This window comes from Streptomyces sp. NBC_01363 (assembly GCF_026340595.1).
In the GTDB taxonomy this organism is placed as follows: domain Bacteria; phylum Actinomycetota; class Actinomycetes; order Streptomycetales; family Streptomycetaceae; genus Streptomyces.
This window is the reverse complement of record NZ_JAPEPF010000001.1, coordinates 947739-973324: the sequence shown is the minus strand read 5'-3', so window position 1 is coordinate 973324 and position 25586 is coordinate 947739. Positions and strand designations below refer to the sequence as shown.

Annotated in this window: 26 protein-coding genes and 1 pseudogene; 13 read left to right on the top strand and 14 right to left on the bottom strand. The window is 71.5% G+C overall.

What is annotated here, in order from left to right; genetic code table 11:
* The first annotated feature begins 174 nt into the window (after positions 1 to 174).
* Together OG611_RS04525 and OG611_RS04520 are read left to right on the top strand one after the other, a co-directional pair.
* Positions 175 to 996 (top strand): SDR family NAD(P)-dependent oxidoreductase, encoded by an 822-nt coding sequence (locus OG611_RS04525; protein WP_266415757.1) that lies wholly within the window; start codon positions 175 to 177, stop codon positions 994 to 996.
* Between the two features lie 79 nt (positions 997 to 1075).
* Positions 1076 to 1639 carry a Uma2 family endonuclease gene (locus OG611_RS04520; RefSeq protein ID WP_266415755.1) on the top strand — a complete coding sequence of 188 codons (564 nt, stop codon included), beginning with the start codon at positions 1076 to 1078 and terminating at the stop codon, positions 1637 to 1639.
* A 24-nt stretch (positions 1640 to 1663) separates the two neighbouring features.
* Here OG611_RS04520 and OG611_RS04515 read toward each other — a convergent pair whose 3' ends face one another.
* Entirely contained in the window at positions 1664 to 2494 is an 831-nt protein-coding gene (locus OG611_RS04515) for an enoyl-CoA hydratase/isomerase family protein (RefSeq protein ID WP_266415753.1), read from the bottom strand.
* A gap of 55 nt (positions 2495 to 2549) precedes the next feature.
* On the bottom strand, positions 2550 to 4781 hold the full coding sequence (locus tag OG611_RS04510) for an acetate--CoA ligase family protein (protein WP_266415751.1): 2232 nt from the start codon (positions 4779 to 4781) through the stop codon (positions 2550 to 2552).
* A gap of 402 nt (positions 4782 to 5183) precedes the next feature.
* Here OG611_RS04510 and OG611_RS04505 point away from each other — a divergent pair.
* Together OG611_RS04505 and OG611_RS04500 are read left to right on the top strand one after the other, a co-directional pair.
* Positions 5184 to 5543, top strand: a pseudogene (locus tag OG611_RS04505) (helix-turn-helix domain-containing protein); the annotation flags it as partial.
* A 49-nt stretch (positions 5544 to 5592) separates the two neighbouring features.
* Positions 5593 to 6180 (top strand): Uma2 family endonuclease, encoded by a 588-nt coding sequence (locus tag OG611_RS04500; RefSeq protein WP_266415749.1) that lies wholly within the window; start codon positions 5593 to 5595, stop codon positions 6178 to 6180.
* A gap of 30 nt (positions 6181 to 6210) precedes the next feature.
* Here the strand turns inward: OG611_RS04500 and OG611_RS04495 are convergent, their stop codons facing one another.
* The gene (locus OG611_RS04495; protein ID WP_266415747.1) at positions 6211 to 7398 is read right to left on the bottom strand and encodes an NAD(P)/FAD-dependent oxidoreductase; all 1188 of its coding nucleotides are present in this window, start codon (positions 7396 to 7398) and stop codon (positions 6211 to 6213) included.
* A 200-nt stretch (positions 7399 to 7598) separates the two neighbouring features.
* On the opposite strand from OG611_RS04495, the gene OG611_RS04490 reads away from it, so the two are divergent.
* Positions 7599 to 8051: a DoxX family protein gene (locus OG611_RS04490; RefSeq protein ID WP_266415745.1), complete on the top strand. Its 453-nt coding sequence runs from the start codon at positions 7599 to 7601 to the stop codon at positions 8049 to 8051.
* Positions 8048 to 8467, top strand: coding sequence for a Zn-ribbon domain-containing OB-fold protein (locus OG611_RS04485; RefSeq protein ID WP_266415743.1), 420 nt, complete (start codon positions 8048 to 8050; stop codon positions 8465 to 8467). Before OG611_RS04490 ends, OG611_RS04485 begins: the two co-directional genes overlap by 4 nt.
* 24 nt (positions 8468 to 8491) lie before the next feature.
* On the opposite strand, the gene OG611_RS04480 is transcribed toward OG611_RS04485, so the two are convergent.
* The 4 genes from OG611_RS04480 to htpX form a co-directional block, all read right to left on the bottom strand.
* Positions 8492 to 9193 carry a hypothetical protein gene (locus tag OG611_RS04480; protein ID WP_266415741.1) on the bottom strand — a complete coding sequence of 234 codons (702 nt, stop codon included), beginning with the start codon at positions 9191 to 9193 and terminating at the stop codon, positions 8492 to 8494.
* A gap of 73 nt (positions 9194 to 9266) precedes the next feature.
* Positions 9267 to 9854: a DUF1707 domain-containing protein gene (locus OG611_RS04475; protein WP_266415739.1), complete on the bottom strand. Its 588-nt coding sequence runs from the start codon at positions 9852 to 9854 to the stop codon at positions 9267 to 9269.
* Between the two features lie 58 nt (positions 9855 to 9912).
* Complete coding sequence (locus tag OG611_RS04470; RefSeq protein WP_266415737.1) at positions 9913 to 10497, bottom strand: hypothetical protein; 585 nt, start codon at positions 10495 to 10497, stop codon at positions 9913 to 9915.
* A 59-nt stretch (positions 10498 to 10556) separates the two neighbouring features.
* On the bottom strand, positions 10557 to 11480 hold the full coding sequence (htpX, locus tag OG611_RS04465; RefSeq protein ID WP_266415734.1) for a zinc metalloprotease HtpX: 924 nt from the start codon (positions 11478 to 11480) through the stop codon (positions 10557 to 10559).
* A gap of 327 nt (positions 11481 to 11807) precedes the next feature.
* Here htpX and OG611_RS04460 point away from each other — a divergent pair, with 327 nt between their 5' ends.
* Both OG611_RS04460 and OG611_RS04455 read left to right on the top strand, forming a co-directional pair.
* Positions 11808 to 13004, top strand: coding sequence for a cytochrome P450 (locus OG611_RS04460; RefSeq protein ID WP_266415731.1), 1197 nt, complete (start codon positions 11808 to 11810; stop codon positions 13002 to 13004).
* A gap of 112 nt (positions 13005 to 13116) precedes the next feature.
* On the top strand, positions 13117 to 13305 hold the full coding sequence (locus OG611_RS04455) for a ferredoxin (protein ID WP_266415729.1): 189 nt from the start codon (positions 13117 to 13119) through the stop codon (positions 13303 to 13305).
* Positions 13306 to 13369: 64 nt separating this feature from the next.
* Here the strand turns inward: OG611_RS04455 and OG611_RS04450 are convergent, their stop codons facing one another.
* Both OG611_RS04450 and OG611_RS04445 read right to left on the bottom strand, forming a co-directional pair.
* Positions 13370 to 14035, bottom strand: coding sequence for a pyridoxal 5'-phosphate synthase (locus OG611_RS04450; protein ID WP_266415727.1), 666 nt, complete (start codon positions 14033 to 14035; stop codon positions 13370 to 13372).
* Between the two features lie 69 nt (positions 14036 to 14104).
* Positions 14105 to 15274, bottom strand: coding sequence for an acetyl-CoA acetyltransferase (locus OG611_RS04445; RefSeq protein ID WP_266415724.1), 1170 nt, complete (start codon positions 15272 to 15274; stop codon positions 14105 to 14107).
* 238 nt (positions 15275 to 15512) lie between these two features.
* Between OG611_RS04445 and OG611_RS04440 the strand changes: the two genes are divergently transcribed.
* Both OG611_RS04440 and OG611_RS04435 read left to right on the top strand, forming a co-directional pair.
* Positions 15513 to 16790, top strand: a complete 1278-nt coding sequence (locus OG611_RS04440) for an acyl-CoA dehydrogenase family protein (protein ID WP_266415721.1) — start codon at positions 15513 to 15515, stop codon at positions 16788 to 16790.
* On the top strand, positions 16790 to 17278 hold the full coding sequence (locus OG611_RS04435; RefSeq protein ID WP_266415719.1) for a nitroreductase family deazaflavin-dependent oxidoreductase: 489 nt from the start codon (positions 16790 to 16792) through the stop codon (positions 17276 to 17278). Before OG611_RS04440 ends, OG611_RS04435 begins: the two co-directional genes overlap by 1 nt.
* Before the next feature lie 119 nt (positions 17279 to 17397).
* On the opposite strand, the gene OG611_RS04430 is transcribed toward OG611_RS04435, so the two are convergent.
* Positions 17398 to 18045 carry a TetR family transcriptional regulator gene (locus OG611_RS04430; protein ID WP_124717053.1) on the bottom strand — a complete coding sequence of 216 codons (648 nt, stop codon included), beginning with the start codon at positions 18043 to 18045 and terminating at the stop codon, positions 17398 to 17400.
* Positions 18046 to 18368: 323 nt separating this feature from the next.
* Between OG611_RS04430 and OG611_RS04425 the strand changes: the two genes are divergently transcribed.
* Together OG611_RS04425 and OG611_RS04420 are read left to right on the top strand one after the other, a co-directional pair.
* A complete protein-coding gene (locus tag OG611_RS04425; protein WP_266415716.1) occupies positions 18369 to 19202 on the top strand; it encodes a VOC family protein in 834 nt (277 codons plus the stop codon).
* Positions 19203 to 19363: 161 nt separating this feature from the next.
* Complete coding sequence (locus tag OG611_RS04420) at positions 19364 to 21727, top strand: PQQ-binding-like beta-propeller repeat protein (protein WP_266415714.1); 2364 nt, start codon at positions 19364 to 19366, stop codon at positions 21725 to 21727.
* 22 nt (positions 21728 to 21749) lie between these two features.
* Here the strand turns inward: OG611_RS04420 and OG611_RS04415 are convergent, their stop codons facing one another.
* Entirely contained in the window at positions 21750 to 22436 is a 687-nt protein-coding gene (locus OG611_RS04415; protein WP_266425511.1) for a hypothetical protein, read from the bottom strand.
* A 160-nt stretch (positions 22437 to 22596) separates the two neighbouring features.
* Between OG611_RS04415 and OG611_RS04410 the strand changes: the two genes are divergently transcribed.
* The gene (locus tag OG611_RS04410) at positions 22597 to 23142 is read left to right on the top strand and encodes a hypothetical protein (RefSeq protein WP_266415711.1); all 546 of its coding nucleotides are present in this window, start codon (positions 22597 to 22599) and stop codon (positions 23140 to 23142) included.
* A gap of 28 nt (positions 23143 to 23170) precedes the next feature.
* Here the strand turns inward: OG611_RS04410 and OG611_RS04405 are convergent, their stop codons facing one another.
* From OG611_RS04405 to OG611_RS04395, 3 genes are read right to left on the bottom strand one after another with little or no spacing between them, the layout of a single operon-like run.
* A complete protein-coding gene (locus OG611_RS04405; RefSeq protein ID WP_266415709.1) occupies positions 23171 to 23944 on the bottom strand; it encodes an enoyl-CoA hydratase/isomerase family protein in 774 nt (257 codons plus the stop codon).
* Between the two features lie 6 nt (positions 23945 to 23950).
* Positions 23951 to 24391: a Zn-ribbon domain-containing OB-fold protein gene (locus OG611_RS04400; RefSeq protein WP_266415707.1), complete on the bottom strand. Its 441-nt coding sequence runs from the start codon at positions 24389 to 24391 to the stop codon at positions 23951 to 23953.
* 14 nt (positions 24392 to 24405) lie between these two features.
* Positions 24406 to 25554: a lipid-transfer protein gene (locus OG611_RS04395; RefSeq protein ID WP_266425508.1), complete on the bottom strand. Its 1149-nt coding sequence runs from the start codon at positions 25552 to 25554 to the stop codon at positions 24406 to 24408.
* Positions 25555 to 25586: the final 32 nt, after the last annotated feature.

The following is a 25586-nucleotide window of genomic DNA, read 5'->3' as shown; positions in this document are numbered from 1 at the left end:
CGTACGCAGCCGGGGAGCGCCCCGACACTGCCGAAAGTCACCGTTGCCCATTCCCTCGCGCGGGGCGCTTCGAGTCGGCTAGGGTCGCTGACGAGACGGAGCGTTTCGTCTCACCGAAGAAGGGGCCTGCTGCTGCGAACGCGGCGTTCCCCGTGGCCGAAGGAGTGGGATTCCGTGCCGAGCGCCCGGACTTGGTTCATCACCGGCGCCTCCCGCGGTCTGGGCCGCGCCTTTGCCGAGGCCGCCCTGTCCGCCGGGGAGCGGGTCGTGGCAGCCGCCCGCGATGTCGGGCCGCTCGCCGATCTGGCGGAGAAGTACCCGGAGGAACTCCTGCGGCTCTCCCTGGACGTCTCCGACCGCCGGGCCGTGTTCGAGACCGTGGAACGGGCGGCGGCGGCCTTCGGCGGCCTCGACGTCGTGGTCAACAACGCAGGCGGTCTGCTGTACGGCATGGTCGAGGAGGCCACCGAGAAGCAGATCCGGAACCACCTCGACGTCAACTTCTTCGGCGCGGTCTGGGTCGCCCAGGCCGTGATCCCCCACCTGCGCGCGCGGGGCTCCGGGCGCCTCCTCCAGATCACGTCGATGGGCAGCGGCGGCGGCATGGCCTCCGTCGGGTTCTACGGGGCCGGGAAGGCGGCGCTCGACTCGGTCAGCGAGGCGCTGGCGATGGAGGTCGAGCAGTTCGGGATCAAGGTCACCATCGTGCAGATGGGCGGTTACGCCACGGGCCTGTTCACCGCCGGCACCACGGAGACCGCGCCCGACCCCGCCTACGACGAGCTGCGCGCCCGGCTCACGGAGATGTGGGGCGACTACGCGGGCCCGGACCCGAGCGAGGCGGCCCCCGCACTCCTGGAACTGGCCGCACTGCCGGACCCGCCGCAACGCCTGATCCTCGGCGACCGGTCGTTCGACGCCGTCCTGGAGATGGACCGGGCCCGCGAGGAGCAGTACCGCGCCTGGGAATCCCTCAGCCGCACGGCCCCGGGGTGAGCGCACCCGATGGCGACCGCACCCGGTTGCGGGCCGCTACTCTGAGTGGCCGGAGCGGCTGAGCGGGAGGAGATACCGAATGACCAGTGCGCCCGACTACAGCCAGGGCATCGATTCCGAACGCGCCCTGAAGTTCGCGGTGCAGCGGATCCGCGGAGACCGTGTTCAGATCATCGAGGGGATCATCGAGCCCGTGACGCCGACCTGGGACCACGAACGGGCGGCCCGGGTCGTCCGCAGGCAGATCGAGGACCGTGTGGACGAACTCGGCTGCGTCGAGGGCTCGGGCAACCTGGACCTGCCCGGTTCGTCGAACTGGTACGTCCCCGACATCGCCGTCGTGCCCGAGACGCTGGCGAAGGGGGGCGGGGCCCTTCTCCCCGATCAGACACTGCTCGTCGTGGAGGTCACGTCGGAGTCGAACGCGGAGACCGACCGTGTCGTGAAGCGGCGTCGCTACGCCGAGTACCGGGCCCCGATGTACCTCCTCGTCGACCGGATCGAGGGCAGCGTGACCCTGTTCTCCGAGCCCGGTCACCTGGGCTACACCCACGTGGACGGCCCGCACCCGTTCGGTGCGGTTCTGAGGCTGCCGCATCCGTTCGACCTGGACCTGGACACCAGCGCACTGTCACCCGCGTGACCGGCCCGATCCGAACGAAATGCACTAGATCCCCCGGTACTTCGGCGCCCGCCGGTCCACGAAGCTCGCCACGCCCTCGTTGGCGTCCTGCGTCGTCATGTTGATCTCCTGCGCCATGGCTTCGGCGGCGAAGGCCGTCGACCGGTCGGCGTCCATCGACGCGTTGACGAGCTGCTTGGTGAGGGCGATCGCGCGGGTCGGCCCCTCGGCCAGCCGCTGCGCCCACGCCCGCGCTGTCTGTGCCAACTCCCCGTCCGGGACGACCCGGTTGACCAGCCCCAGGCGTTCCGCCTCCGCCGCCGGGAGCGAATCGCCGAAGAACATCAGCTCCTTGGCGCGCTGCGGGCCGATCAGTCGCGGCAGCAGATACGCGCCGCCGCCGTCGGGCACGAGACCCCGGCGTACGAACACCTCGATGAACTTCGCCGATTCGGCGGCCAGTACCAGATCACAGGCGAACGCCAGGTGGGCGCCGATGCCGGCCGCCGTGCCGTTGACGGCCGCGACGACGGGCTTCTCGCAGTCCAGGACCGCGGCGATCAGCCGCTGCGCGCCGAGCCGGATCGTACGGGCCACGTCGCCCGGCACCCGCTCGCCGGTCGCCGGGGCACCGCGCAGGTCGGCGCCCGCGCAGAAACCGCGGCCGGTGGCGGTGAGGACGACGGCCCGGACCGCCGGGTCGGCGGAGGCCTCGGCGAGCAGGCCGATGACGCGTTCCCGCTGCTCCCAGGTGACGGCGTTCATCGCCTCGGGCCGGTTGAGCGTGATCCAGGAGACGCCGTTGTCAGTGGCGTGGAGTACCAATGAGTGGAGCGGGTCGGCGGACTCGGTGATGTCTTCGGGGGAGGACGGCATGAGGCAGCTCCTGGTCAGGTGGGCCGGGCGGTGGGTCGGGCGGTGGCGCGGTCGGTCAGCGGCAGACGGCGAGCGCGTCCAGCGCCACCGCGCCCTGCCCCCGCCCCAGCACCATCAGCGGGTTGATGTCCAGCTCGGTGAGGTCGTCGCCCAGCTCCAGCGCCATCCGCTGCACCCTCAGCACGACCTCGACGAGCGCGTCCACATCCACCGGCGGACCGCCGCGCACGCCCTCCAGCAGGGCCCGGCCGCGCAGTTCGCCCAGCATCGACCGCGCCTGGTCCTCGCCGAACGGCGGCACCCGTACCGCCGCGTCGTGCAGCACCTCGACCAGTACGCCGCCGAGCCCGACCGTCACCGTCGGCCCGAACAGCGCGTCCTGCGTGACGCCGACCATCATCTCGACACCCCGCTCGACCATCTGGCAGACCAGGATCCCGTCCAGCTCGACGCCCTCGTACCGTGCGATGTCGGTCAGTTCGCGGTACGCGTCCCGCACCTGGCTCGCGGAGGTGAGCCCGACCTTGACCAGGCCCAGTTCGGTCTTGTGGGCGAGCCGGGCGCCCGACGCCTTCATGACCACCGGGTAGCCGACCAGCCCCGCGGCCCGGACGGACGCCGCGGCGCTGGTCACCAACTGCTCGCGCGGTACACGGATTCCGTACGCCCGCAGCAGCTGCTTCGCCGCGTGTTCGCTCAGCTGGTGGCCCGGACGCATCAGCGCCTGCGCCTTGCGGAACGAGGGCGAAGGCGTGCGGGGCGCCTCGTCGAAGGGGGAGCGGTAGGAAGCGGCGAACCGGTGGTGGTCCAGGTAGGCCTTCACAGCGGTGATGCAGTTGCCGAAGGTACGGAAGGTGGCGACGCGGGACGAGCCGAGCAGCGTCGTGCGGTACGCCTCCTCCGTGCCGACGGGCGAGCCCCACACCACGCACACCAGCTTGTCCGTGGTCTCCGCCGCGTCCACCAGGTCCTGCGCGAGCTTGTCGCTCATCGGGGGGAAGGGGCCGGTGATCGGACAGATCAGCACCCCCACGCCGGGGTCGGCGAGTATCGCGTCGATGATCTTCCGGCCGCGCCAGTCGCCCACCGGATGGCCCCCGTTGTCGACCGGGTTCGCCACGTTCAGGTATCCGGGGATCCACTCGTGCAGTTCGCGCTGCTTCGCCTCGGACAGGGCGGGCAGGCTCAGCCCGGCGCCGGTGGCCAGGTCCGAGAAGTGCGCGCCCGTGCCGCCCGAGATCGAATACACGACGACCCCTTCGGCCTGCGGTTTCCGTGCCCGCGCGAGCAGGGCCGCGGTGTCCTGGAGCTCGTCGAGCCCGTCGACCCGGATCACGCCGAACTGCCGCATCGCCGCGTCCACCACCTGGTCGGCGCCGGTCAGCTTGCCGGTGTGTGACGCGGCCATCCTGGCCCCCGTCTCCGTACGCCCCACCTTGACCGCCACGACCGGAACCCCGGCCCGTGCCGCCCGGTCCGCGGCCAGCAGAAAGGAGCGCCCGTCCTTGAGTCCCTCCACATAACAGGCGATGGCTCCGACCTCGGGACGCTGCGAGAAGTACGAGATGAAGTCGGCGGTCTCCAGATCCGCCTCGTTGCCCGTGGGCGCCCAGTGCGAGAGCCGCACGCCCAGCTCCTGAAGGGTGTAGACGGGGCGGCCCTGGTGACCGGACTGGGTGATCAGCGCGATGGCCGGCCCGTCCAGATCGTCCCGGAACTTCTCGAAGGCGTTGAGGTTGGTGTTCGGCCCGAGCAGCCGCAGCCCGGACCGCTCCACCGCCGCGGCCAGCCGTGCCTGGGCGGCGGCGCCCTCCTCGCCGGTCTCGGCGAACCCGGAGGCGAAGGCGACGGCGAACCGCACCTTGGCCTGCGCGAGTTCCTCGATCACCGGGAGCGGATCGCCGACCAGCAGCACGGCCAGATCGACCTGCTCCGGCAGCTCCGCGACGGAAGGAGAACAGGCCCGCCCGAACACGGACTCCCTGGTGGGGTGCACGGGATACAGCCGCGCCCCGACCCGCTCGGCCCAGCCGATCAGCTGCCGGGTGATGCCGGTGTTGGGCCGTCCCTCGGTGTCGGAGGCGCCGATGACGGCCACGGACCCGGGCCGGAAGAACCGGTCCAGATCCGGCACGGCCGCGTGCAGCGGCCGACCGCTGACGTCCAGGACGCACTCCGTGGCGGCGTCGACCGTCATGCTGTGGACGGCGGCATGCGGCTCTTCGCCGCAGGCCACCACCCTGGCGCGGAAGTCGGTGGTGAGGGTGCCGTGAGTCGATCCAAGCATCGTTCCGCCCACTCCTGCTCGAGGTCCGTCGGGTGATCGTGCCCGGCCAGCCCAAAAGCTGACGCTCTGTCAGGTTACTGAACTGACGGCTCGTCAGGAATGGGTGTGCAGGCAAAGGCTGGGAGAGGGGCGGATGCCGGAGGCGTCGGGACGCGCGCTGTCGCGGGCCGGGCCCGCGCGCATGCCGCCGCTCGCGACGGCTGCTCGGCCGACGGGCGACGGCCGCGGACGACGGCCCCGCGTCCTCGCCGTACAACCTCCGGGTGATCTTGAGAGTCCAACGAGCCGGCCGGACGCACCGGCCGTCGTTCGCCATCCTTGGCCGCAAGCACACCCGCTCCCGCCCCCTTACCGCCGTGCCCGTCGCTGCCCCGGCCGGAGGTCCACGACCTCGACCGCCATCGCGCGGCCCTCGATCTCCTGGCGGACCTGCGACGCCACGAACCCCGGCTGTTGCTCGGCGAGGAGGACATCTGTCGGCTGGCCCCCGCCGTCGCCGCCTGGTTCGAACGCGACGCCCACCCCGATGCCGTACGCCGCACCCTCGTCGCTGACCTGCCCGAACCGCTGACCCGCCCGGCGGGCCTCCTCGCACACCGCCTCACCGCGCTCCTGCCGCCACCCCTGCCCACGGCCCCGGCCGAGGAGGCCGCGCCGCGCCGAGACCCCCTGCAGAACTGCGACGGCTGCGACCGGGCCTTCCGCGCCCCCGAGCCGGGCCACTGCCGCGAGTGCCGAACCGACCTGAAGGAGGCCGCCTAGCATGAACGTGACGACCCTTGCCCCCAGGCACAGACGAGGAGCGCACGCCATGGCCAACGCCCCGGACCACGCACAGCGGGATTCGCTCCACTACCGGGCCATGCGCGACATCGTCGAGCAGATGCAGGACGACGTTCCCGGAAAGTTCGAGATCACCAAAGAAGGGATCGTGCACGACATGATGGCTCCGGGGCGTCCCCATGAGCTGACCGCTGCCCGGGTGAGCCGTCGCCTGGAGAAGTCGATGCCGGACGAGATCGTGGCGCATACGGGGGCGCCTGATGTCGAAGGGGCGCAGGAAGGCATCATGCGCCACCCCGACATCATGGTGATTGCCGAGGTCGACATGGAGGGGCAGGGATCCTTCGATCCCCGGACGCTCATCGCCGCTGTCGAAGTCGTCTCCCAGTCCAGTCCGGACAACGACTGGGTGAGCAAGATGCGGGACTACCCCCTGCTCGGTGTCCCCGTCTACGCGGTCTTCGACCCCCGCACGGGCACGGGTGCCGTCCTCTCCGAGATCCACACGACGCCCGAAGGCCCGCGTTACGCGATCCGCAAGGACTTCGTGTACGGCGAGGATGTCACCATCGGCGAGTGGACGATCTCGACCGACGGGCTGCCGCTGTACGCCTGAGGCCCACGGGCAGGCCCGTCCCGCCCGGACTCAGTGCCTGCGTGCCGCCCTCTTCGCGATCTTCCGTGCGTCCAGGGCCAGTTCGCGCAGCATGCCGCTGATCGGGTTGGTGAAGCCGATGAAGTACAGGCCGGGTGCCTGCTTGGGGGTGCGGCCGCCGTGGACCACCGGCCGACCGCGGGCGTCCAACACGTCGAGGTGGCCGACCAGCCCCTCCAGCCCCCGCCGGTAGCCGGTCGCCGCGATCACCGCGTCCGGGGTGATCCGGTCGCCGTCGGCCAGTGCCACCGCGTCCCCGTCGAACGACTCGACGGCCGCCACCGGCACCACCCGGCCGCGCTTCACCGCGTCGATCAGCCCCACGTCCTGCACCGGGATGGCGCCGCCCTTGACCCGTGAGTAGAGGCCCGTGTCCGGGCGCGGCAGGCCCTGCGCGGCGAGGTCGGGCACGGAGATCCGGCACATCAGGCCCGCGGCCCGGTCGACCAGCCGGACCGGCAGCCTGCGCACCAGGACGGCGGTCGACTGGGCGGGCCAGCCCGCGGTGGAGCGGCGCACGATGTGCGGCACGGTGCGCACGGCGATCCGTACCCGGGACGCCCCGCCCTCGACCAGGTCGACGGCGATCTCCGCGCCCGTGTTGCCGATCCCGACGACCAGGACGTCCTGGCCGGCGTACGGGGCCGGGTTGCGGTAGTCGGAGGCGTGGACCAGATCGCCGGTGAAGGTGTCGAGGCCGGACCAGTCGGGGATGCGCGGGGTGTGGTTGAAGCCGGTGGCGACGACGACGGCCCGACCGGTCAGCACCCGGCCACCGGTCGCGGTCAACTGCCAGTCCCTGCCGTCCGGGGCGCGGTCGATTCGGGACACCTCGACGCCCGTCACCACCTCCAGCTCATGGTGCTCGGCGTACTTGTCCAGATAGCGCACCACATCGTCCCTGGACACCCAGCGTCCGAACCGGCGCGGCATCGCGAGCCCCGGCAGCGCCGAGCGGCGCCGGGTCGTGTGGAGGTGCAGCCGGTCGTAGTGACGGCGCCAGGACGCTCCCACGTTCCCGGACTTCTCCAGCACGACCGCCCGTACGCCCTGCTCGCGCAGGGCCGCCGCGGCGGCGAGACCGCCCGGACCGCCACCGATGACGTATACGGGCCGGTCCTCGGTGAGGTCGGTCTGGGCCGATATGGAGATACCGGCGGTAAGGGCGCTGTCGGGCATGGTTCGGAGCGTAATCGCGCACCCGGTTGATGGGTCTCGGTCAAGACCGGAATCGATTGCGAATTGATCACGAGTGTACGCCCGTTGTCTTTTCCCGCTCACTTCTGCGCACTCCTTGCGCGCCCCTTGCGCGAGTTGCCCGCCATCGGGTGAACTGACGTACCGTCAGATTCAGTGAACGGGAGGCCACGGGAGGCCCCATGCAGACGATCTGGCTCGGCGGAGCCGAGTGGCTCGCCGTTCTCCGGATAGGCCTCGGCCTGTGGTGGCTGGAGAGCTGGCGACACAAGGACAAGAAGGGCTGGTTCGAACGCGGTACGGGCATCGCCTGGGCCGCGGACGTCGCGGGCAAGCACCGCTGGCCGGCCGTGCGCGCCGGCTTCCGAAGGATCGTCGCCCCGCGACCCAAGGTCATGGCCTACATCGTCGTGTACGCCGAACTCGCCCTGGGGCTCGGCCTGATCGCCGGATTCCTCACCCCCGTCGCGCTGGCCGCGGGACTCCTCCTCAACCTTCTCTATCTCGTGCTGATGATCCACGACTGGGCCGAGCAGGGGCAGAACGCCATGATGGCGCTCATCTCGTTCGTCGCGCTGTTCGCGATGTCCTGGCAGACCTGGTCCCTCGACGCGACGATCGGACTCTTCCCGTGACCGAGGCCCCCGTACGGTTCGACCTTCCCGAACCCGACGCCTTCACCCGCCCGTACTGGGATGCCGCCGCCCGGGGGCAGTTGCTGCTGCGCCGCTGTCGCGCCTGCGGGCGCGCACATCACTACCCGCGCGAGTTCTGCCCGCACTGCTGGAGCGAGGACGTCACCTGGGAGGGGGCGAGCGGAGACGCCACGCTCTACACCTGGTCCGTCGTGCACCGCAACGACCTGCCACCGTTCGGCGCCCGCGTCCCGTACGTCGCCGCCGTGGTCGACCTGGCCGAGGGCCCCCGGATGATGACGGAGATCGTGGGGTGCGAGGAGTCCGCTCTCGCCATCGGCATGGCGCTGCGGGCGGCCTTTCGGCGGGAGGAGGGGAGGGAGGCCGTTCCGGTCTTCCATCCCGGAGACTGCTGAGTGCGCTGCGCCGGACAGCCCGCCCTACTTCCGCTGTGCGGGTTCGAGAGCGGGTGGCGTCCGGTCGACCTCTGCGGGGCCGGAATCGCCGTCCTTCCACTCGGGGTCGTAGGCGCAGGGCACGGAGGCGCGGCCGATGAAGTACTCCCGGTCCTGGTACCAGGTGAAGGACATACTCTCGGCCCCGTTGTCCCGCTGGACGTACAGGTCCCAGGACTGGCTCTTTCCGCCCTCACGGTAGGACGTGACCTCCCAGCCGTCGTCCTTGAGTTGCCGGTGCAGCCTGCCGAGGCCGGAGACGGCCTGGCTCGCGGGCACGTGGTCCAGCGCCCAGACGTGGCTCATCTGATAGGCGCCGTCGATGGTCTTGTCCTCCAGCCCGAGCAGGCCTCCGCCCCAGCAGTAGCCTGATTCCAGGGTGTTCTCCGTGCTGACGCCGATCTTCTCGACCCCCGGTTCCACGGTCCGCTCGAACCCCATGAAGTCGTACGCCTCCTGGGAACGCTGGAACGCGCGATCCGCCATTTCCTCGGGCGCGACCCGGGGGAACTCCGTCGGCCCGGAAAAGAACCATGCGGCCAGGGCGACCAGAGCGAGAACGGGTACGAGGAGGAGCGCGGCGCAGCCGCATCCGACGGCCCCGGGAACGGAAGAGGGCGAGCCGGCCCCGGTCGGGGCGGGGGTCGGAGCGGGCGTGGTGTCGGTGGGTGCGGTCTCCTCGGGCATACGAGGGACGGTATGCCGCCGGGGCAACGCGACGGATGGGCGCGGTCACCCGGCAAGGACTGGGTACGCGTACTCAGGACTCGATGCCGCGCAGCTTGCGCCGTTCGCGGAAGTTGGGGTGGCGTACGACCACACCGCCCATGCCGCAGGAGCCCGTCAGCCGGAGGAGCGGGGCGCCGGGGGTCCGCTCGTCCGTGGTCTTGTCCTTCAGCCCGCCGAGTCCCTGGTCCAGGCTGTCGGTGTGCACGGTCCAGCCCTCCGGGATCACGATCTTCACCCCGGCCATCTCGCCGCGTACTTCCAGCGCGATCTCGCGCAGCCGGCACTCGGCGCGGGTGAAGTCGATCCGGACGCCGCCCATGCCGCCCTGGGCGCGTATCACCGGGGGCACCTTCCAGACGCCCGAGCGCGTCACGCCGTGCATGCCGCTCTTGAGGACCAGCGGCTCGCCCTTCGCCACCTCGATGGGGACCAGGTCCTCGGTGAGGGGCGCCAGTTCGGCGTAGGTCTTGGCGGAGAGCGCCTGCCCGAGCCGGGTGTCCAGCTCGTCCATGTCGATGCGGCCCTCGGCTGCCGCCTCCCGCAACTGCTCGACCACCGCCTCGCGATCGGCATCCGAAGCGCGCATACGGTCGGCGGAACGGGCGGGCTCAGCAGTCATGGAAGCGATGATACGGGCGGGTGCGGCGCCGGGCCCCCTGTCATCGGGCCTCCCCGCGTCACAGCCCCGGCGCCCCCCACACCGGGAACCACCGGGCCAGGTCCTTCTCCATCCGCAGGTCGTCCCCGAGTACCGCTCTGACCTGCAACTCCAGCTGGTTGTCCCGTTTCTCGGCGCCGCCGGGCACGGGGGCGAAGGGGTAGAACGTGCCGCGCTTGTAGAGGTAGACCAGGGCCAGCGGACGGTCCCGCTCGTCCCGGAAGCCGATCAGGGAGCAGAGCAGGTGCGGCCCGAACCCGCCGTCCTGGAGCAGGGTGTTGACCGCGTGCAGGTCGTTGACCAGCGTGGCGGTGTCGTCGGCCGGGCGGCGGGAGAGCAGCCAGGTGTAGCCGTACGTGTCCTGGCTGAACTCCACCGGGATTCCGCCGCGGCCGGTGTCGGCGTCGAGCAGTTCGCGCACGTCCTGCTGGAGACGGGCGAAGGTGCCGCCCTCGACGCCCGCGAAGCAGACCGAGCCGAGACCGGTCGGCGTGAAGCCCGCGCCCGCCTGGAGGGTGAGGGCGGCGGAGGGGACGGCGAAGAGCTGGTCGAGGTCGGGGCGGACCGGCTTGCTGCGGCCGAGGATGGTGTCGAGAAGACCCATGGGCGTTCCTCCGGGCGTTGCTTGTCGGGTGTTCCTTCGGGTGTCGCCTCGGGCGTTCCTCACGGGCGGGCGAGGTCGGCGGAGATGCGGGCCAGCTGGTCGAGGCGCTGTTCGAGGGTCGGGTGGGAGGAGAGCAGCCGGCTCAGGCTCTCCTTGGAGGAGAACGCGGGGACGAAGTAGAAGGCGTTGTACGGCTCCGCCTTGCGCAGGTCCTCGGTCGGGATGCGGGCCATCTGGCCGCTCACCTTGGTGAGGGCGGAGGCGAGCGCGGAGGGGCGGCCGGTGAGCAGGGCGGCGGTGCGGTCGGCGGAGAGCTCGCGGTAGCGGGAGAGCAGCCGGGTCAGCAGGAAGCTCAGGGCGTACACGACCGCGCTGATCAGCGGGATCAGCAGGATCGCGATGCCGATGGGGTCATTGCTCCGGCTGTTGCGGGAGAGCCCGCCCCACAGGGCGACCCGGGTGATGATGCCGGCGAGCACGCCGAGGAACGAGGCGATCGTCATGACGGCGACATCGCGGTGCGCGACATGCGACATCTCGTGCGCGAGCACACCCTCCAGCTCCGCGGGCTCCAGTCTGCGCAGGAGCCCGGTGGTGGCGCAGACGAGAGCGGTCTTCTCGCTGCGGCCGGTCGCGAAGGCGTTCGGCACGTCGCTCTGGGCGATGGCCACGCGTGGTTTCTGCATATCGGCAAGAGCGCAAATCCGGTCGACGGCGCCATGCAGCTCCGGCGCCTGCTCCGGGGTGACTTCACGGGCTCCCATGCTGAACGCCGCGATGCGGTCGCTGAACCAGAACTGCGCGATGAACATGCCACCGACGAGGATCAGAATGATCGGCCAGGCGCCGCGCAGCACGGCGAGCAGTACGCCGACCAGGACCACGTACAACAGGCCGATCAGGAACATGGTGCCGACCATGCGTGTGGTCAACCCGCTGTCCGGGGCGTAACGGGAACGGGTTCGGGAACGGGTTCGGCTCATCGTCGCCTCCAGTCGCCCTGTCCGACCCTGATCCGCCGGACAGGCCCTAGTGCCTTCCATCTTGCCCCTTTCGTATGGAAAGCGGAGATAAGCGATGCGGGGGAGAGGCGCGGGGGAGATGTGGGGGCGCGGCGGGGCGGAGATTCCGTGCGGTGGCTCGGTATGTGCCAGGCGAATGGGTGCCTCGAAATGCCCGCTCGGCCCGGCGGACGGACAATGGATCTCTCCGAGGACATTTGGCCGAACAACACCTAGACCCATTAGGTGCCTGAGGCATCTAGTGGTCGGAGATCGGTAGGACTCCCCCATCTCTTTGCGAGGTCCGCCATGGCAGACGCCGAGACCGTCTCCTTTCCGCAGAACCGCACCTGTCCTTATCACCCGCCGACGGGATATCGCAGTGAGCACCGGGGGCAGCAGCCGGTGTCCCCCGCTCGGCTCTTCGACGGCCGTACGGTGTGGCTGGTGACCGGGCACGCCGAGGCACGTTCGCTCCTGGTGGACCAGAGGCTGTCGTCCAACCGGGAGAACCCCGCGTTCCCGTTCTTCGCCGAGCGGCTGGCCGGGACCACCCTGCGGCGCGTCGAACTGCTCGGCGTCGACGATCCGGAGCACAACGTCCAGCGCCGGATGCTGATCCCGAGCTTCACGGTCAGGCGGACGGCCGCGCTCCGGCCGCAGATCCAGGAGACCGTGGACCGGCTGCTCGACACGATGGTCGAGCAGGGCCCGCCGACCGATCTGGTCGAGGCCTTCGCCCTGCCCGTGCCCTCCATGGTCATCTGTGCGCTGCTCGGGGTGCCCTACGACGACCACGAGTTCTTCCAGGCACAGTCGCGCAAGCTGCTCCGCGGCCCGGCGTCCTCGGACGTCGAGTCGGCTCGGGAAGCGCTCGACGAGTACTTCCGTGTGCTGATCGAGAAGAAGCGGGCCACCCCCGGCGAAGGACTGCTCGACGAGCTCATCGTCCAGCAGCTGGAGACCGGGGCCGTGGACCACGACGAGCTGGTGCGGCTGGCCCAGATCCTGCTCATCGCCGGGCACGAGACGACCGCGAACATGATCTCGCTCGGTACGTTCACGCTGCTCCAGCATCCTGACCAGCTGGCCCGGATGCGCGAATCCGACGGCCTGATGCCTTCCGCGGTCGAGGAACTGCTCCGCTTCCTGTCGATAGCCGACGGGATTTCGCGGGTGGCCGTTCAGGACATCGAAGTGGGTGGGGTGACCATCCGTGCGGGGGACGGCGTCATCCTGACCACGTCGGTGATCAACCGGGACGGGACCGTGTATCAGTCACCGGACGAACTGAACCTCGGCCGGAACGCGCGCAATCACGTCGCTTTCGGGTTCGGAGTCCATCAGTGCCTGGGCCAGAATCTGGCACGGGCCGAGCTGGAGATCGCGCTGCCCGCGCTTTTCGATCGCCTTCCCGATCTGCGGCTGGCGGTACCCGCCGAGGAAATCCCGTTCAAGCCGGGTGACACCATCCAGGGCCTGCTCGAACTGCCCGTGACCTGGTGATCGGAACACGGTGATCGAAACACGGTGATCGGGGCACGGTGATCGAAACACGGTGTCGGAACATGGTGATCGGAACATGGTGATCGAAATGCGACCGGAAGGTTCTGCTGGGATGCAGATCAGTATCGACAGGGACCGGTGTATCGGCGCCGGCCAGTGCGCGCTCACCGCACCGAAGGTGTTCACCCAGGACGACGACGGGTTCAGCGAGCTGCTGCCCGGCTACGAAGAGGCTCTCGACGGCGCCACGGTGAAGGAGGCCGTCCGCGTCTGCCCGGTACAGGCGATCTCCCTCGACTGACGGGCCGCCGGACCGTGCCCGTACGGCCGGGGCCGTGCGGGCACGGGCGGGCCGGGGACAGGCCTCAGGGCCAGAGCAGTTCCCGGGTCCAGGCGGTGCCCTGCCCGCGGTAGCGCAGCCGTACGTGCCGGCGCGCCGCGTCGCCCTGGAAGAACTCGACCTCGCGCGCCTCGACCACGTACCGGGTCCAGCTCGCGACCTCCGCGTGCGGCTCGGCCCGCGCCCGCTCCCAGGCGGCGTCGGCGGTGCGGGTCAGCTCCTCCCGCGAGCCCAGCACCTCGCTCTGCGACCCGGTCAGCGCCGATGCGAGCGCCCCGGTCGAGCGGGCGTGCAGATCGGCCCGGCTCTCGGCGGGCGTGCAGGCGGTGACCGGCCCCCGCACCCGTACCTGCCGGCCCTGGGCCGGCCAGTAGAAGCCCAGCGCCGCGTACGGCCGGGCGGTGAGCTGGCGGCCCTTCGCACTGGTGCGGTGGGTGGCGAAGTGCCAGCCGCGCTCGTCCGCGTCGTGCAGCATCAGCGTCCGCACGTCGGGGTTCCCCTCGGTGTCCGTGGTGGCCAGCGACATCGTGTGCGGCTCCGCCTGCCCGGCGGCCACCGCCTCGGCGAACCAGCGGCGGAAGAGGGGGAGCGGGGCCGGGGGCGCGGTGGCCGGGTCGAAGCCGGGCAGCTCCACGTCCCAGACGCGCTGGGCGTGGAGCAGGTCCAGGAAGCTCTGGTGTGTGTCGGTCATGCCCCCATTGCAGCGCATGGCCGGGTACGGGGCGGGCCCCGCCCCGTACCGCTGCGGGAGCCACGCCCCTCATCCCCGCCCCAGCACCACCGTGGCCGACGAGCAGAACCAGCCGCCCGTCCCCGATGCCACCGCCAGTTCCGGGAGCCGGCCGCCGGCCCTGCGCACCTGGCGTTCGCCCGCCTCGCCGCGCAGTTGGCGTACCGCCTCCACCAGCAGGAACAGCCCGCGCATCCCGGGATGGCAGGCGGACAGGCCACCGCCGTCGGTGTTCACCGGCAGCTCGCCCGTCAGCCCGGTCCGGCCCTTCTCCACGAACGCACCGCCCTCGCCCTTCGCGCAGAACCCCAGGTCCTCCAGCGTCACCAGCGTCATGTAGGTGAACGCGTCGTAGATCTCGGCGAGATCGATGTCCGCGGGCCGCACCCCCGCCCGTTCGAACGCCAGCCGGCCCGAGACCGCCGCGGGGGAGACCGTGAAGTCGTCCCACTCGGACATGGTGGAGTGCGAGACGTGCTCACCCGTGCCGAGGATCCACACCGGCGCCCTGGCCGTGTCCGGCACGTACTCCTCGGCGGCCAGCAGCACCGCGCAGCCGCCGTCGCTGCGGATGCAGCAGTGCAGTTTGGTGAACGGGTCCGCGATCATCGGCCCCGACAGCACGTCGTCCACCGTGACCGGGTCCCGGAACATCGCGTCCGGGTTGGCCGCCGCGTTCGCCCGTGCCTGGACCGCGACCTCCGCGAGCTGCTCCAGGGTCGTCCCGTACTCGTGCATGTGACGGCGGGCGGCCATCGCGTACTTGGCGATCAGCGAGTGCCCGTACGGCACCTCGAACTGGAGCGGGCCGCGCGCCCCGAAGGAGAGGTTGGAGGTCCGGCGGCCCGCCTTGATGTCCGCACGCGCCGTCGACCCGTACACCAGCAGTACGGCATTGGCGTGGCCCGCCGCGATGGCGTCCGCCGCATGGGCCGCCATCACCTCCCAGGTCGAGCCGCCGACCGCGGTGGAGTCCACCCAGGTGGGTTTCAGGCCCAGGTACTCGGCGACCTCGACCGGGGCGAGCGTGCCGAGTCCGGCGGAGGCGAAACCGTCGACGACGGACCGGTCCAGCCCCGAGTCGGCCAGCGCCCGGCGGGCGGCCTGGGCGTGCAGGGCGTACGGCGTGGCCGTGTCGACGCGTCCGCAGTCGGCGAGGGATATGCCGACGACAGCGACCTTGCGGTGGGAAGAAGGCATGAATCTGACGGTACATCAGATTCATGGTGGGGGGACCGTCCGTGGAGCGGGGATCCTCCGATCCTCTCCCGCCCCCGGGCCGGGGCCTTCCGGCTCCCTCCGTCCCCCGGGGTCGGGGATCTTCCGGCCCCCGCCGCCCCCCTCCCGTGCGCGACTCTGGGCATCTCGGGGAATCGCCCCTAACATGACGCACCGTCAGATCAGGGGCCGGAGGTCCCTGAGGGGAAGGAGTCCGACGATGGATGCCGCCTTCACCGCGGAACAGGACGAGATCCGCCGAACCTTGCGCGAACTGCTGGCCGCGCGCTGCGCACCCGACGACGTCCGGCACGCCGTGGGCACCGCCGACGGGTACGACGCGGACCTGTGGCGACGGCTCGCCCAGGACCTCGGGCTGCCCGGACTCGCCCTCCCGCAGGAGTACGGAGGCATCGGCTGCGGCCTCACCGAGCTCGCCGTCGCCTGCGAGGAGACCGGCCGGGCCCTGCTGCCCTCGCCCCTGATCGCCACCGCCGCGCTCGCCGAGCCCCTGATCGCCGCACTCGGCACCGACGCCCAGCGCACCGCCCTGCTGCCGCGCATCGCGGCCGGTGAGCTGACCGCGACCCTGGCCGTCCCCGGCGGCTCGCCCGCCACCGCCCTCGGCCTCATCGACGACCCCACGGACGGCGCCTGGGCGGGCGGCGGCCGGGCGGGCGGCATGCAGGCCAGGCCGGTCGCCGGTGCGGAGGGCTGGCGGTTGTACGGGGAGGCCGACCGGGTCCTCGACGGGCACAGCGCCGGACTCCTCCTGGTCGCGGCCCACGCCGGAGGCTTCCCGCGCAGCCGTACGCTCCTCTTCCTGGTCCACCCGGAGACGGCGGCCGGAGTCGCTCGCACCCGCCGCACCTCGCTCGACGAGACCCGCCCGCTGGCCCGGATCGAACTCCGCGACACCGAGGCCGAACTCCTCGGCGCGGACGACACCGCGGACATCACCGGCGCACTCGCCTCGGCCGGCCACCCGGTTGCCGCGCTGCTCGCCGCGGAGGCGGTGGGGGCGGCGGCGAGCGCGCTGGACAGGACGGTCGAATACGTCAAGGCGCGCGAGCAGTTCGGCCGGGCGATCGGCTCCTTCCAGGCCGTGAAGCACCGCCTCGCGGATCTGTACGTACAGGTGCAGGCGGCCCGCTCCGCGGCGTACTACGCGGCCTGGGACCCGGCCGCCGCCGGGGGGCTCGCCCTCGCGCAGGCCCTGGAGGCGCTCCGGGTCACCACCGCCGAGGCCGTCCAGTTGCACGGCGGGCTCGGCTTCACCTGGGAACACGAGGCGCATCTGTACTTCAAGCGGGCCGCGGCCGACGAACTGCTCTTCGGCCCCGTCCACCGGCTCCGCGACCGCGCGGCGCAGCGGGCCGGGCTGTTCGCACCATCGCCGTCGGGGGCGCCACCGTCCGGAACACAGCTGCCGGGAGCGCCGGTGTCGGGAGCACCGCACCCCGCCGCCCCGGGACCGGCCGAACAGGTGGCGGTCTGATGGCGCCCGGCGTCCGGCTGATGCAGAAGGTCTCCGCGACCCGCGCGTTCGCGAGGGTCGCCCCGCATGTCGTCCCCGCCATGGACCGTACGGTGCACCGGCTCACGCGCGGCAAGGTGCTGCTCAGCGCCCGGATGCTGCCGGGGCTGATCCTGACGGTGCCGGGGGCGAGGAGCGGGCAGCTCAGAACCACTCCGCTGGCCTGCATGCCGGAGGAGGGGGCGGAGCGGAGCTGGATTCTGGTCGGCAGCAACTTCGGCCGCACGGGGCACCCGGCCTGGACCGCGAATCTGCTGGCCGGTCCGGACAAGGCGGTCGTCAACTGGCGGGGCCGGGACATTCCGGTGCACGCCACGCTGCTGGAGGGCGCCGAACGTGAAGCGGTGTGGCGGGCGGCGCTGAAGTTCTGGCCGCCGTACGCGACTTACCAGGCGCGGATCGACCGGGAGATCCGGCTCTTCAGGCTGCGTGGGCGGGACGGCTCCTGAACACGGTCCGGGTGCACCGACGGCGGACCACATGCGTGGTCCGCCGTCGGTGAGACAGGACCTGGAGCGCCCGGATGGCCGCGCGATACCCGGTGGGGAAGGGGCCGTCGGCGCCGGTGCTACCTCGTCGGCTTCTTGCCGGTGATGCCCAGATGCACCAACAGGGCAAGATTCGGCTTGAGTTCGGCCTGCTTCACGCCCCAGGTCGTGAAGCCCTTCTGGTGCGAGGCGACGGCGGCCAGCATCGCGACCAGGGAGCCCGCCATCGCCGCGGCACTGACCTCCTTGTCGACCTTGCCCTTGGCCTGGAGCTCCTTCACCGAATCGGTGAGGGAGTTGGTGACCGAGTTCAGGATCTTCATGCGGATCTTGTAGAACCGCTTGTCGCCCTCGGCCGCACCGAGGTCGACCACGCGCAGGATCGCGTCGTGGTGCCGCCAGAAGTCGAGGAATCCCTCGACGAGTTCTTCGGCCGTCTGCCAGCCGGCCTTGCCGACCCAGGAGCGGCCGGCGACCAACTCGGTCAACCCGGCGCCCTCCTTGGCCATTTCCTCGGCGATTTCGAGGACGGCGCCCTCGACGTCGGGGAAGTATTGGTAGAAGGTCGCGGGTGAAGTCCCCGCCTTCCGGGCGACGTCGATGACTTTGACGTCCCGGTACGGCGAGGAGCTGAGCATCTCGCTGAGGCAGTCGAGCAGCTTCTGCCGCGTCGCCTGTCCGCGTCGACCGGCCACGCGGCCGTCGACGGTGCGCACTTGTCCTGTCATGCCGTCAGCTTACCGAGGGGTGATCGGAGCGCGATTCGGCCGACTGCAAATGGGGATCACCGCAGACGTGGTGGGGGGAGTGGCCGGATTTCGACGTATGCGCACCACGGAGCGATAAGTCTTATCAACAGCCTGTGGATAACTTCCGTGGATAACTTTCCGTGATGCCGCGAGTATGGAGCTCTTCCGTCAGGGTTCTATCGAAAATCAGTTCGATGCGAACGGTCGGAGCGCGATGCGGGCGACCCGCGGTTACGTTTGCTGTGACGAGCGTCACTGCCACGTACCGCGAGCGACGCGGGATCACGGAAGGACCCGGGCCCATGGCCGCATTCGCGCGATCCGCGCCGTGCTGGGTGGATGTGCAGCTGCCCGACCTGGAAGCGGGCAAGCGCTTCTACGGTGAGCTGTTCGGCTGGACCTTCCGGGCCGGTGAGGGGCCGTACGCGGATGCCTTCAGCGGCGGGAAGCTCGTCGCCGCACTCGCCGCCAAGCAGGACGGCCGGATGCCCACCGCCTGGGGGATCTACTTCGCCACCGACGACATCGTGGCGTCCGTCGCCCGGATCAGGGAGGCGGGCGGCCAGGTGATCACCGAGCCCGTCCGGGCCGGCCGGGCCGGAGTGCTCGCCCAGGCGGCCGACCCCGGCGGAGCGGTGTTCGGGCTCTGGCAGGCAGGTGACCGCGAGGGCTTCCAGAAGCAGAACGAACCCGGCTCCTTCTGCTGGACCGAGGTCTACACCCGCCAGAAGGGCCGGGTGGACGATTTCTACGAGCAGGTCTTCGGCTTCCAGGGCACGGAACTCTCCCCGGGTCCCGAACCCGACGACTCCGGCGAGGGCGAACCGGCCGCGGCCGGTTCCGGTCCCGGCTTCCGCATGTGGTCCCCGGCGGGCACCGAGCCCGGACCGGACACCGCGGTCGGCGGCCGCAGCGTCATCACCGACGCGTTCCCGGCGGAGATGCCCAGCTACTTCCTCAGCTACTTCGCCGTCGAGGACTGCAACAGCGCCGCCGGGAACGCCGTACGCCTCGGCGGTCGTATCTCCGCGCCGCCCTTCGACATCCCGTACGGGCGGATGGCGGTCCTCCAGGACGATCAGGGCGCCGTTTTCGCCGTACTTCAGCCCCCTGTGTCCGAGAAGGCGGCAGAGTGAGCTGTGACACCCCGATCCGCCCCCGGGTTCGCAACCAGGGCCTCAGCCAGGAAGAATCGGGGGTGCGCACCGCCGGGTGGTGCCCAGTGGTGAGACGCCGTACAGGGCGGGTTTTCGCGGGCTTCTGTTCCTGAGGCTCGTACGGGGAGGTGGCAGGGCAAGTGGTGGAGCAGCTGACGCAGCACGACCCGAGGCGGATCGGCCCGTTCGAGGTGCTGGGACGGCTCGGTGCCGGTGGCATGGGGCTGGTCTATCTCGCCCGCTCGGCTTCGGGTCGACGCGTGGCGATCAAGACGGTCCGTACGGAGCTCGCCGAGGACCAGCTGTTCCGGGTCCGCTTCACGCGCGAGGTGGAGGCCGCCCGTGCCGTCAGCGGTTTCTACACGGCCGCGGTGGTGGACGCCGACCCGCGCGCCGCCGTGCCGTGGCTGGCCACCGCCTATGTGCCGGCCCCCTCGCTGGAAGAGATAGTGAGTGAGTGCGGGCCCATGCCGGTCCAGGCGGTGCGCTGGCTGGCCGCCGGGATCGCCGAGGCGCTGCAGTCGATCCACGGCGCGGGGCTCGTCCACCGCGACATGAAGCCGTCGAACGTGCTCGTCGTCGAGGACGGCCCGCGGGTGATCGACTTCGGGATCGCGTCCGGGGTCTCCAACACCCGGCTGACCATGACGAACGTCGCCGTGGGCACGCCCGCGTACATGTCGCCCGAACAGGCCCGGGACTCGCGCAGCGTCACCGGTGCCAGCGATGTCTTCTCGCTCGGCTCCACGCTGGTCTTCGCCGCCACCGGCCACGCCCCGTTCCACGGAGCCAACCCCGTCGAGACGGTCTTCATGCTGCTGCGCGAGGGCCCCGACCTGGAGGGCCTGCCCGGCGAGCTGCGGCCGCTGATCGAGTCCTGCATGCAGATGGACGCCGGGCTGCGGCCCACCCCCGCCGACCTCCAGGCCCAGCTCGCCCCGCACCTCTTCGCCTCCGGCGGCGACGACAGCGGTACGGCCTCGGCCTGGCTGCCGACCTCCGCCACCACGATGATCGAGCTTCGCCGCGGCGGACGGAAGACCGCCGCGCCCGCCCCGGTGCCGCCGCCTGGCGCCGACCGGGACAGCGCCTGGCGCAGCGGCGCCGATCCGCGCTCCCAGGCCGCCGGCCCGGCGCCCGCACCCGACGCGGGCGGTCCGGTGCGGCTGCCCGGTGCGAAGGTGCCGATCGGCCCCGGCCCGCGGGCCCAGGACGTACGGGCCGCCGCCACGGCCACCACGGGCGCCGGTCCCGCGACCGGCTGGGTGCGCCCACCCGTCGGGGTGAACGGCTCCGCCCAGGCCGCCCCCGCCCCCGCCCCCGTACCCGGACCCGCGCATCCGCCGGAGCCCCCGCCGCCCGGCCCGGACCGCTGGCGGCCCTGGCGGTTCCGGATGTCCAACGACGTGTGGGGGACGCCCGTCGTCGCCGGGGACCTCCTCTACGTCACCTCGTTCGAGGTGCACGCCCTGGACGTCGGCAACGGGCGGCGCCAGTTCAAGACCCGGGACGTGGCCTGGGTGATGGCCGTCGAGGGCGGCCGTATCCACGCTTCCGACGGGCCGTCCCTGTATGCCCTGGACGCGACGAGCGGTGCCGAGCGGTGGCGGCTCCAGACGGATGCCTGGGTCTACTCCCTCAAGGCCGACCGAGGCACCGTCGTCACCGGAACGCGCGGCGGCGGCGTCCAGGCCTGGGAGGCGTCCACGGGCGAGAAGCTGTGGGAGAGCGGCGGCGTACAGACCGACTTCGAGACGGCGGAGGCCGGACCCGCGATCCACGACGGCACGGTCTACCTCTGGCAGAACGCCCGGCTGCGCGCCGTCGACGCCCGCACCGGCATCGAGCGCTGGTCGTACCCCATCGGCGACGCGGCCTCCTGCGGCGGTGTGCCGGTCCGGGTGACCGCGGCGCCGGACGGCTTCGTCTACGTCAGCGCGGGGGCCCGGGTCCTGGCCGTGGACAACGCGTCCGGGCACGTGCGCTGGCACTTCGAGTCGCCCGCCGTCTTCCTCTCCCCGCCCGCGTTCGCGCCCGGCCCCGCCGTCACCGGCGGCGGCGTGTACCTCGCCGACTACCTCGGCACGGTGTACGCGATCGACGCCTCGACCGGCAAGGACCGCTGGCGCATCGCCACGGAGGCCCGCCAGTCGATCGAACCGGTCCTGGTGACGGCCGGAAACGTCCACGTCGGCAGCGGCAGCGCGCTCTACACGCTCGACGCGGTCACCGGCACCCCGAAGTGGCGGTTCGCGGCGGGCGGCGAGGTGGTGGGCGCCCCGGTGGTCGCCGACGGCCGGGTCCACTTCGGCTCCGCCGACCATGTCCTGTACACCCTGGACGCGGCGGGCGGCCAGCTCCGCTGGAAGCTGGCGACGGGCGGCGAGATCACCGGTTCGCCGGTGGCACAGGGCGGTGTCGTGTACGCGTGCAGCAAGGACCGCTGCGTGTACGCGCTGGACGCGCTGAAGGGAACGGGCACGGGCAGCCGGGCCAGGACGTAGGCCGCGTCGGGCCCGGCGGGCCTCAGCGGCGCGGGCGCCCGTCCTGGCCCGGGCCCTCGTCCGGCACGACGGGATACGGGGCCGTGTCCCGGTCCTCCGGAGCCGGAGCCGGAGCGGGGGCCGAGCGCCGGTCCGCCGGATCCGGCCCCGTGTACAGCTCCGGTTCGGGCTCCGGCAGCGTGCTCGTCTGCACGGACGGCCCCGGCTCCTGCGTCGGCGGCCAGGTGTCCGGGTTCTCCGAGCCGGGCGCCGCGTACGGCTGGTTGCGTGCCCCGCGGGCAAGCCGGCGCCCGGCACCGTGCCGCCCGGACATCACCACCGCCCCCAACAGCAGCAGCACCCCGCCCGCCGCCGCCCCGGCCACGCCCCACCCCAGCCCGGAACCGTCGCCCGCGACCGTCAGACTGCCCTCCCACTGCCCCTGGCGCACCATCCACAGCACGGTGAACCCCAGCACCACCACACCCGCGGCCGCCACCAGCAGCCGCGACCGCAGCACCACACCCACCACCGTCAGCACGGCGGCGAAGAGGAACGCGACCAGGATCGAACCCAGCGGTCCGGGCCGGCTGTCCGTGATGCCGGTGAACAGTTCGTCGACCCGGTAGTGACGCCCGAGGCGACCGTCGTACCAGTCACGGAAGGGGCTCAGCACGGCGGCCGCCGCTCCGGCGAGAGCGAGCACCGAGCCCAGGACGTTGCGGATCATCATCGGCCTCCTGCGCGTGCGCGGACCGGCGTCACAGCTCTGCACCGCTCTCGGGCTCGACGCTACGCCCGGCCCCTGGCCCCCGCCACCCTGCGCTAGCGTGACGCACGGTCGTTCGACAACTGCAGAAACGGACAACAACACAAGGGGGGCTGCATCGATGATGCGGCAGCACATAAAGCTTTCCGCGGTACTGGTCGTGGTGGTACTCGCGCTCACCGGTTTCTCGACCTCCAGCCACGGCGGCCGCAGCGGCAAGAGCAAGAGCGGCGGTTCGAGCAGCGGCGGCGGTGGCTGCTCCAACTCCAAGAAGAGCAACGGCAGCTACCACAGCAGCGACTACGACGACGACGACTACGACTCGTCGAGCAGCTCCTCCGGCGGTACGGACTATGCGACGGAGACCCCGAGCGCCACGGCGTCCGACGAGCCCGAGGCGTACGTCTTCCGCTGCGCCCAGCCCCGCAAGGGCAAGCGCAAGGCCGTCACCACCTCCACCGTCAGGCTCACCGCCAGCGCCACCGGCTCCCACACCTACAAGGTCGAGGTGGCCTTCCTCAACGCACGCGGCAACGCCATCGACATCGGCTACGCCACCGTGGACGTCGTGGGCGGCGAGACCGAGACCGTCTCCGTACGGATGGACGACCCGCGCAAGGTCTCCAAGGTGAAGAAGTGCCGGGTCGAGGCGGAGTTGAGCTACTGACCCGTCGGAGGGCCCGTCAGACGGACCGTCAGCGTGTCCGGAACTCGCCTGTGCCCCGCCCCCGGAACAGTCCGGCCTGCCGCTCCGGTGGCTGATTCCCGAGCGCGATGAGGTGCGGGGCGTGGGCCATGGCCTGCGCCCTGGCCGCCTCCCGCGCGGACCACACCGCCCGTACCGTCCCCTGCACCGCCTCCGTCGGGTACGAGGCGATCACGCCCGCCGCCCGCAGCGCCGCGTCCACCGCGCCGCCGGGCGCCGTCACCTCGCTGACCAGCCCGGTCTCGTACGCGCGGCGGGCCGAGATCCGTTCGGCCGTCCCCATCAGCGACATCCGGGCCACCTCGCCGAAGGGCATTCGCTGCGCCATGGAGATCGCCTCGTACGCGCTGACCATGCCGTACGTCGTGTGCGGGTCGAAGAACGTCGCCTCCTCGGACGCGATCACGAACTCCGACTCGCCCAGCAGATAGAACGCCCCGCCGCAGGCCATCCCCTCCACGGCCGCGATCACCGGCTTCCACAGGTCGTTCGCCTTCGGCCCGATCGTGAGCAGCGGATCGTCGATCGTGTACGGGGACGAGGGTTGCGGCACGTCCGCGTCCCGGTCGATCCCCGTGCAGAAGGCCCGGCCGCCCGCACCGGTGAGGACCACGGCACGCACCTCGTCGTCGAAGCGGAACGCCCGCCAGGTGGCGGCCAGCTCGCTGGCCGTGGCCAGGTCGATCGCGTTGTGCTTCCCGGGCCGGTCGAGGGTGACGAGCGCGACCCCGGTCTCCTCGTCCGTTTCCGTGCGCAGCGCCATCGCCCCTCACCTCTCCAGCAGCCAGCGCACCAGGGTCGCCCCGGGACCGGCCGGGCAGAACACCGCCCGCACCGGCGCACCGATCCGCAGTCGCGCGGGATCCACCGAGTCCAGCGGGGCGTCCGGACCGCTCACCACATTCCCGACCAGCCGGATCTGCGGGGCGTCCGCCAGCTCGACCACGACCGCGTTGTACGGCGCCTGGGCGGCGTACGCGGGCAGCAGCGGTGGATGCGGCAGTACGTAGGACCAGATGCGGCCGTGTCCGCTCATCGGCCGCCACTCGCTCTCGAAGGACCGGCAGTGCGGGCAGCACGGCCGGGGCGGGAAGCGGAGCCGTCCGCACTCCGGCGCGGCGCACGCCTGGACGCGGAGTTCACCGCGGGCCGCGTACTCCCAGAAGGGGGCGCCGTCCTCGTCCACGACGGGCAGCAGCAGAGCATCCATCCCGGTCAACTCCCTCAGCTCCTCAGCAGTACGGCGGATGTGGGAACGCCCTCACCGGCGGTGACCAGGCATGTCCCGGCGTCCGGGACCTGGGCGGTGGAGATGCCGCGCAACTGCTTGACGCCCTCGTTGATCAGGTTGAAGCCGTGCACATACCCCTCGCTGAGCCCGCCGCCCCCGGTGTTGATGGGCAGCCGCCCGCCGCTCTCCAGCGCCCCGCCCTCGGTGAACGCGGCGCCCTCGCCGCGCCCGCAGAAGCCGTAGCCCTCCAGGGAGAGCGGGATGAGCGGGGTGAACGCGTCGTAGATCTGCGCCACATCGACATCGTCCGGGCCGAAGTCGGCCTGCTTCCACAGCTGCCGGGCGGCCGTCCAGGCCGGGCCGGTGAGCGGGTCGTCGTTCCAGTAGTTGACCATCCCGTGGTGCTGGGCGGGCAGCCCCTGGGCGACGGAGTGGATGTACACGGGCTTCTGCCGGCAGTCGCGGGCCCGCTCGGCGGAGACGATGACGCAGGCCAGCGCCCCGTCCGTCTCCAGACAGTTGTCGAAGAGGCAGAGCGGTTCGCTGATCCAGCGCGAGGTCATATACATGTCGCGGGTCAGCGGCCTTTCGTACATCACCGCGTCCGGGTTCTGGTTGGCGCGGTTGCGGCAGGCGAGGGCGACGTTGAAGAGGTGGTCGCGGGTCGCCCCGTACTCGTGCATGTACCGCCGTGCCAGCATCCCGATCTCGTCGGCCGGCCGCAGCAGTCCGTACGGGCGGGTCCACTGGGCGGGGGTGGGCAGCTGCACGGCGGTGTTCTTCCAGGGCCGGGGGCCCGACCCCCGCTTCCGTGACCGCCAGGCGACCCCGACGCCCGCCTGCCCCGTCGCCACGGCGGCGGCGAGATGCGCGATCGTCGCGCAGGAGCCGCCGCCCCCGTACCCCACCTTGCTGAAGAAGGTGACGTCGCCCGCCCCGATGGCCTTGGCGATCTCGACCTCGTCGGTCTCCTCCATCGTGTACGAGGCGAACGCGTCCACCTCCGACGCGTCGATGCCCGCGTCGTCGAGCGCCGCGACGATGGCCCGGCAGGCCAAGGTCTTCTCGGATTCCGGCAGTTGTTTCGCGAAGGCCGTCTGTCCTATGCCGGCTATCGCTGCCGCGTCCTTGAGTGCCGTCACCGCCACCTCCCAGGCCGTCATGACTGCTGACA

Coding starts and splice junctions, on each gene's coding strand:
- OG611_RS04520 (WP_266415755.1), top strand. CDS start 1,076: ATGACCAGTGCGCCCGACTACAGCCAGGGCATCGATTCCGAACGCGCC.
- OG611_RS04515 (WP_266415753.1), bottom strand. CDS start 2,494: ATGCCGTCCTCCCCCGAAGACATCACCGAGTCCGCCGACCCGCTCCAC.
- OG611_RS04510 (WP_266415751.1), bottom strand. CDS start 4,781: ATGCTTGGATCGACTCACGGCACCCTCACCACCGACTTCCGCGCCAGG.
- OG611_RS04500 (WP_266415749.1), top strand. CDS start 5,593: ATGGCCAACGCCCCGGACCACGCACAGCGGGATTCGCTCCACTACCGG.
- OG611_RS04495 (WP_266415747.1), bottom strand. CDS start 7,398: ATGCCCGACAGCGCCCTTACCGCCGGTATCTCCATATCGGCCCAGACC.
- OG611_RS04490 (WP_266415745.1), top strand. CDS start 7,599: ATGCAGACGATCTGGCTCGGCGGAGCCGAGTGGCTCGCCGTTCTCCGG.
- OG611_RS04480 (WP_266415741.1), bottom strand. CDS start 9,193: ATGCCCGAGGAGACCGCACCCACCGACACCACGCCCGCTCCGACCCCC.
- OG611_RS04475 (WP_266415739.1), bottom strand. CDS start 9,854: ATGACTGCTGAGCCCGCCCGTTCCGCCGACCGTATGCGCGCTTCGGAT.
- OG611_RS04470 (WP_266415737.1), bottom strand. CDS start 10,497: ATGGGTCTTCTCGACACCATCCTCGGCCGCAGCAAGCCGGTCCGCCCC.
- htpX (WP_266415734.1), bottom strand. CDS start 11,480: ATGAGCCGAACCCGTTCCCGAACCCGTTCCCGTTACGCCCCGGACAGC.
- OG611_RS04460 (WP_266415731.1), top strand. CDS start 11,808: ATGGCAGACGCCGAGACCGTCTCCTTTCCGCAGAACCGCACCTGTCCT.
- OG611_RS04455 (WP_266415729.1), top strand. CDS start 13,117: ATGCAGATCAGTATCGACAGGGACCGGTGTATCGGCGCCGGCCAGTGC.
- OG611_RS04450 (WP_266415727.1), bottom strand. CDS start 14,035: ATGACCGACACACACCAGAGCTTCCTGGACCTGCTCCACGCCCAGCGC.
- OG611_RS04445 (WP_266415724.1), bottom strand. CDS start 15,274: ATGCCTTCTTCCCACCGCAAGGTCGCTGTCGTCGGCATATCCCTCGCC.
- OG611_RS04440 (WP_266415721.1), top strand. CDS start 15,513: ATGGATGCCGCCTTCACCGCGGAACAGGACGAGATCCGCCGAACCTTG.
- OG611_RS04435 (WP_266415719.1), top strand. CDS start 16,790: ATGGCGCCCGGCGTCCGGCTGATGCAGAAGGTCTCCGCGACCCGCGCG.
- OG611_RS04430 (WP_124717053.1), bottom strand. CDS start 18,045: ATGACAGGACAAGTGCGCACCGTCGACGGCCGCGTGGCCGGTCGACGC.
- OG611_RS04425 (WP_266415716.1), top strand. CDS start 18,369: ATGGCCGCATTCGCGCGATCCGCGCCGTGCTGGGTGGATGTGCAGCTG.
- OG611_RS04415 (WP_266425511.1), bottom strand. CDS start 22,436: ATGATCCGCAACGTCCTGGGCTCGGTGCTCGCTCTCGCCGGAGCGGCG.
- OG611_RS04410 (WP_266415711.1), top strand. CDS start 22,597: ATGATGCGGCAGCACATAAAGCTTTCCGCGGTACTGGTCGTGGTGGTA.
- OG611_RS04405 (WP_266415709.1), bottom strand. CDS start 23,944: ATGGCGCTGCGCACGGAAACGGACGAGGAGACCGGGGTCGCGCTCGTC.
- OG611_RS04400 (WP_266415707.1), bottom strand. CDS start 24,391: ATGGATGCTCTGCTGCTGCCCGTCGTGGACGAGGACGGCGCCCCCTTC.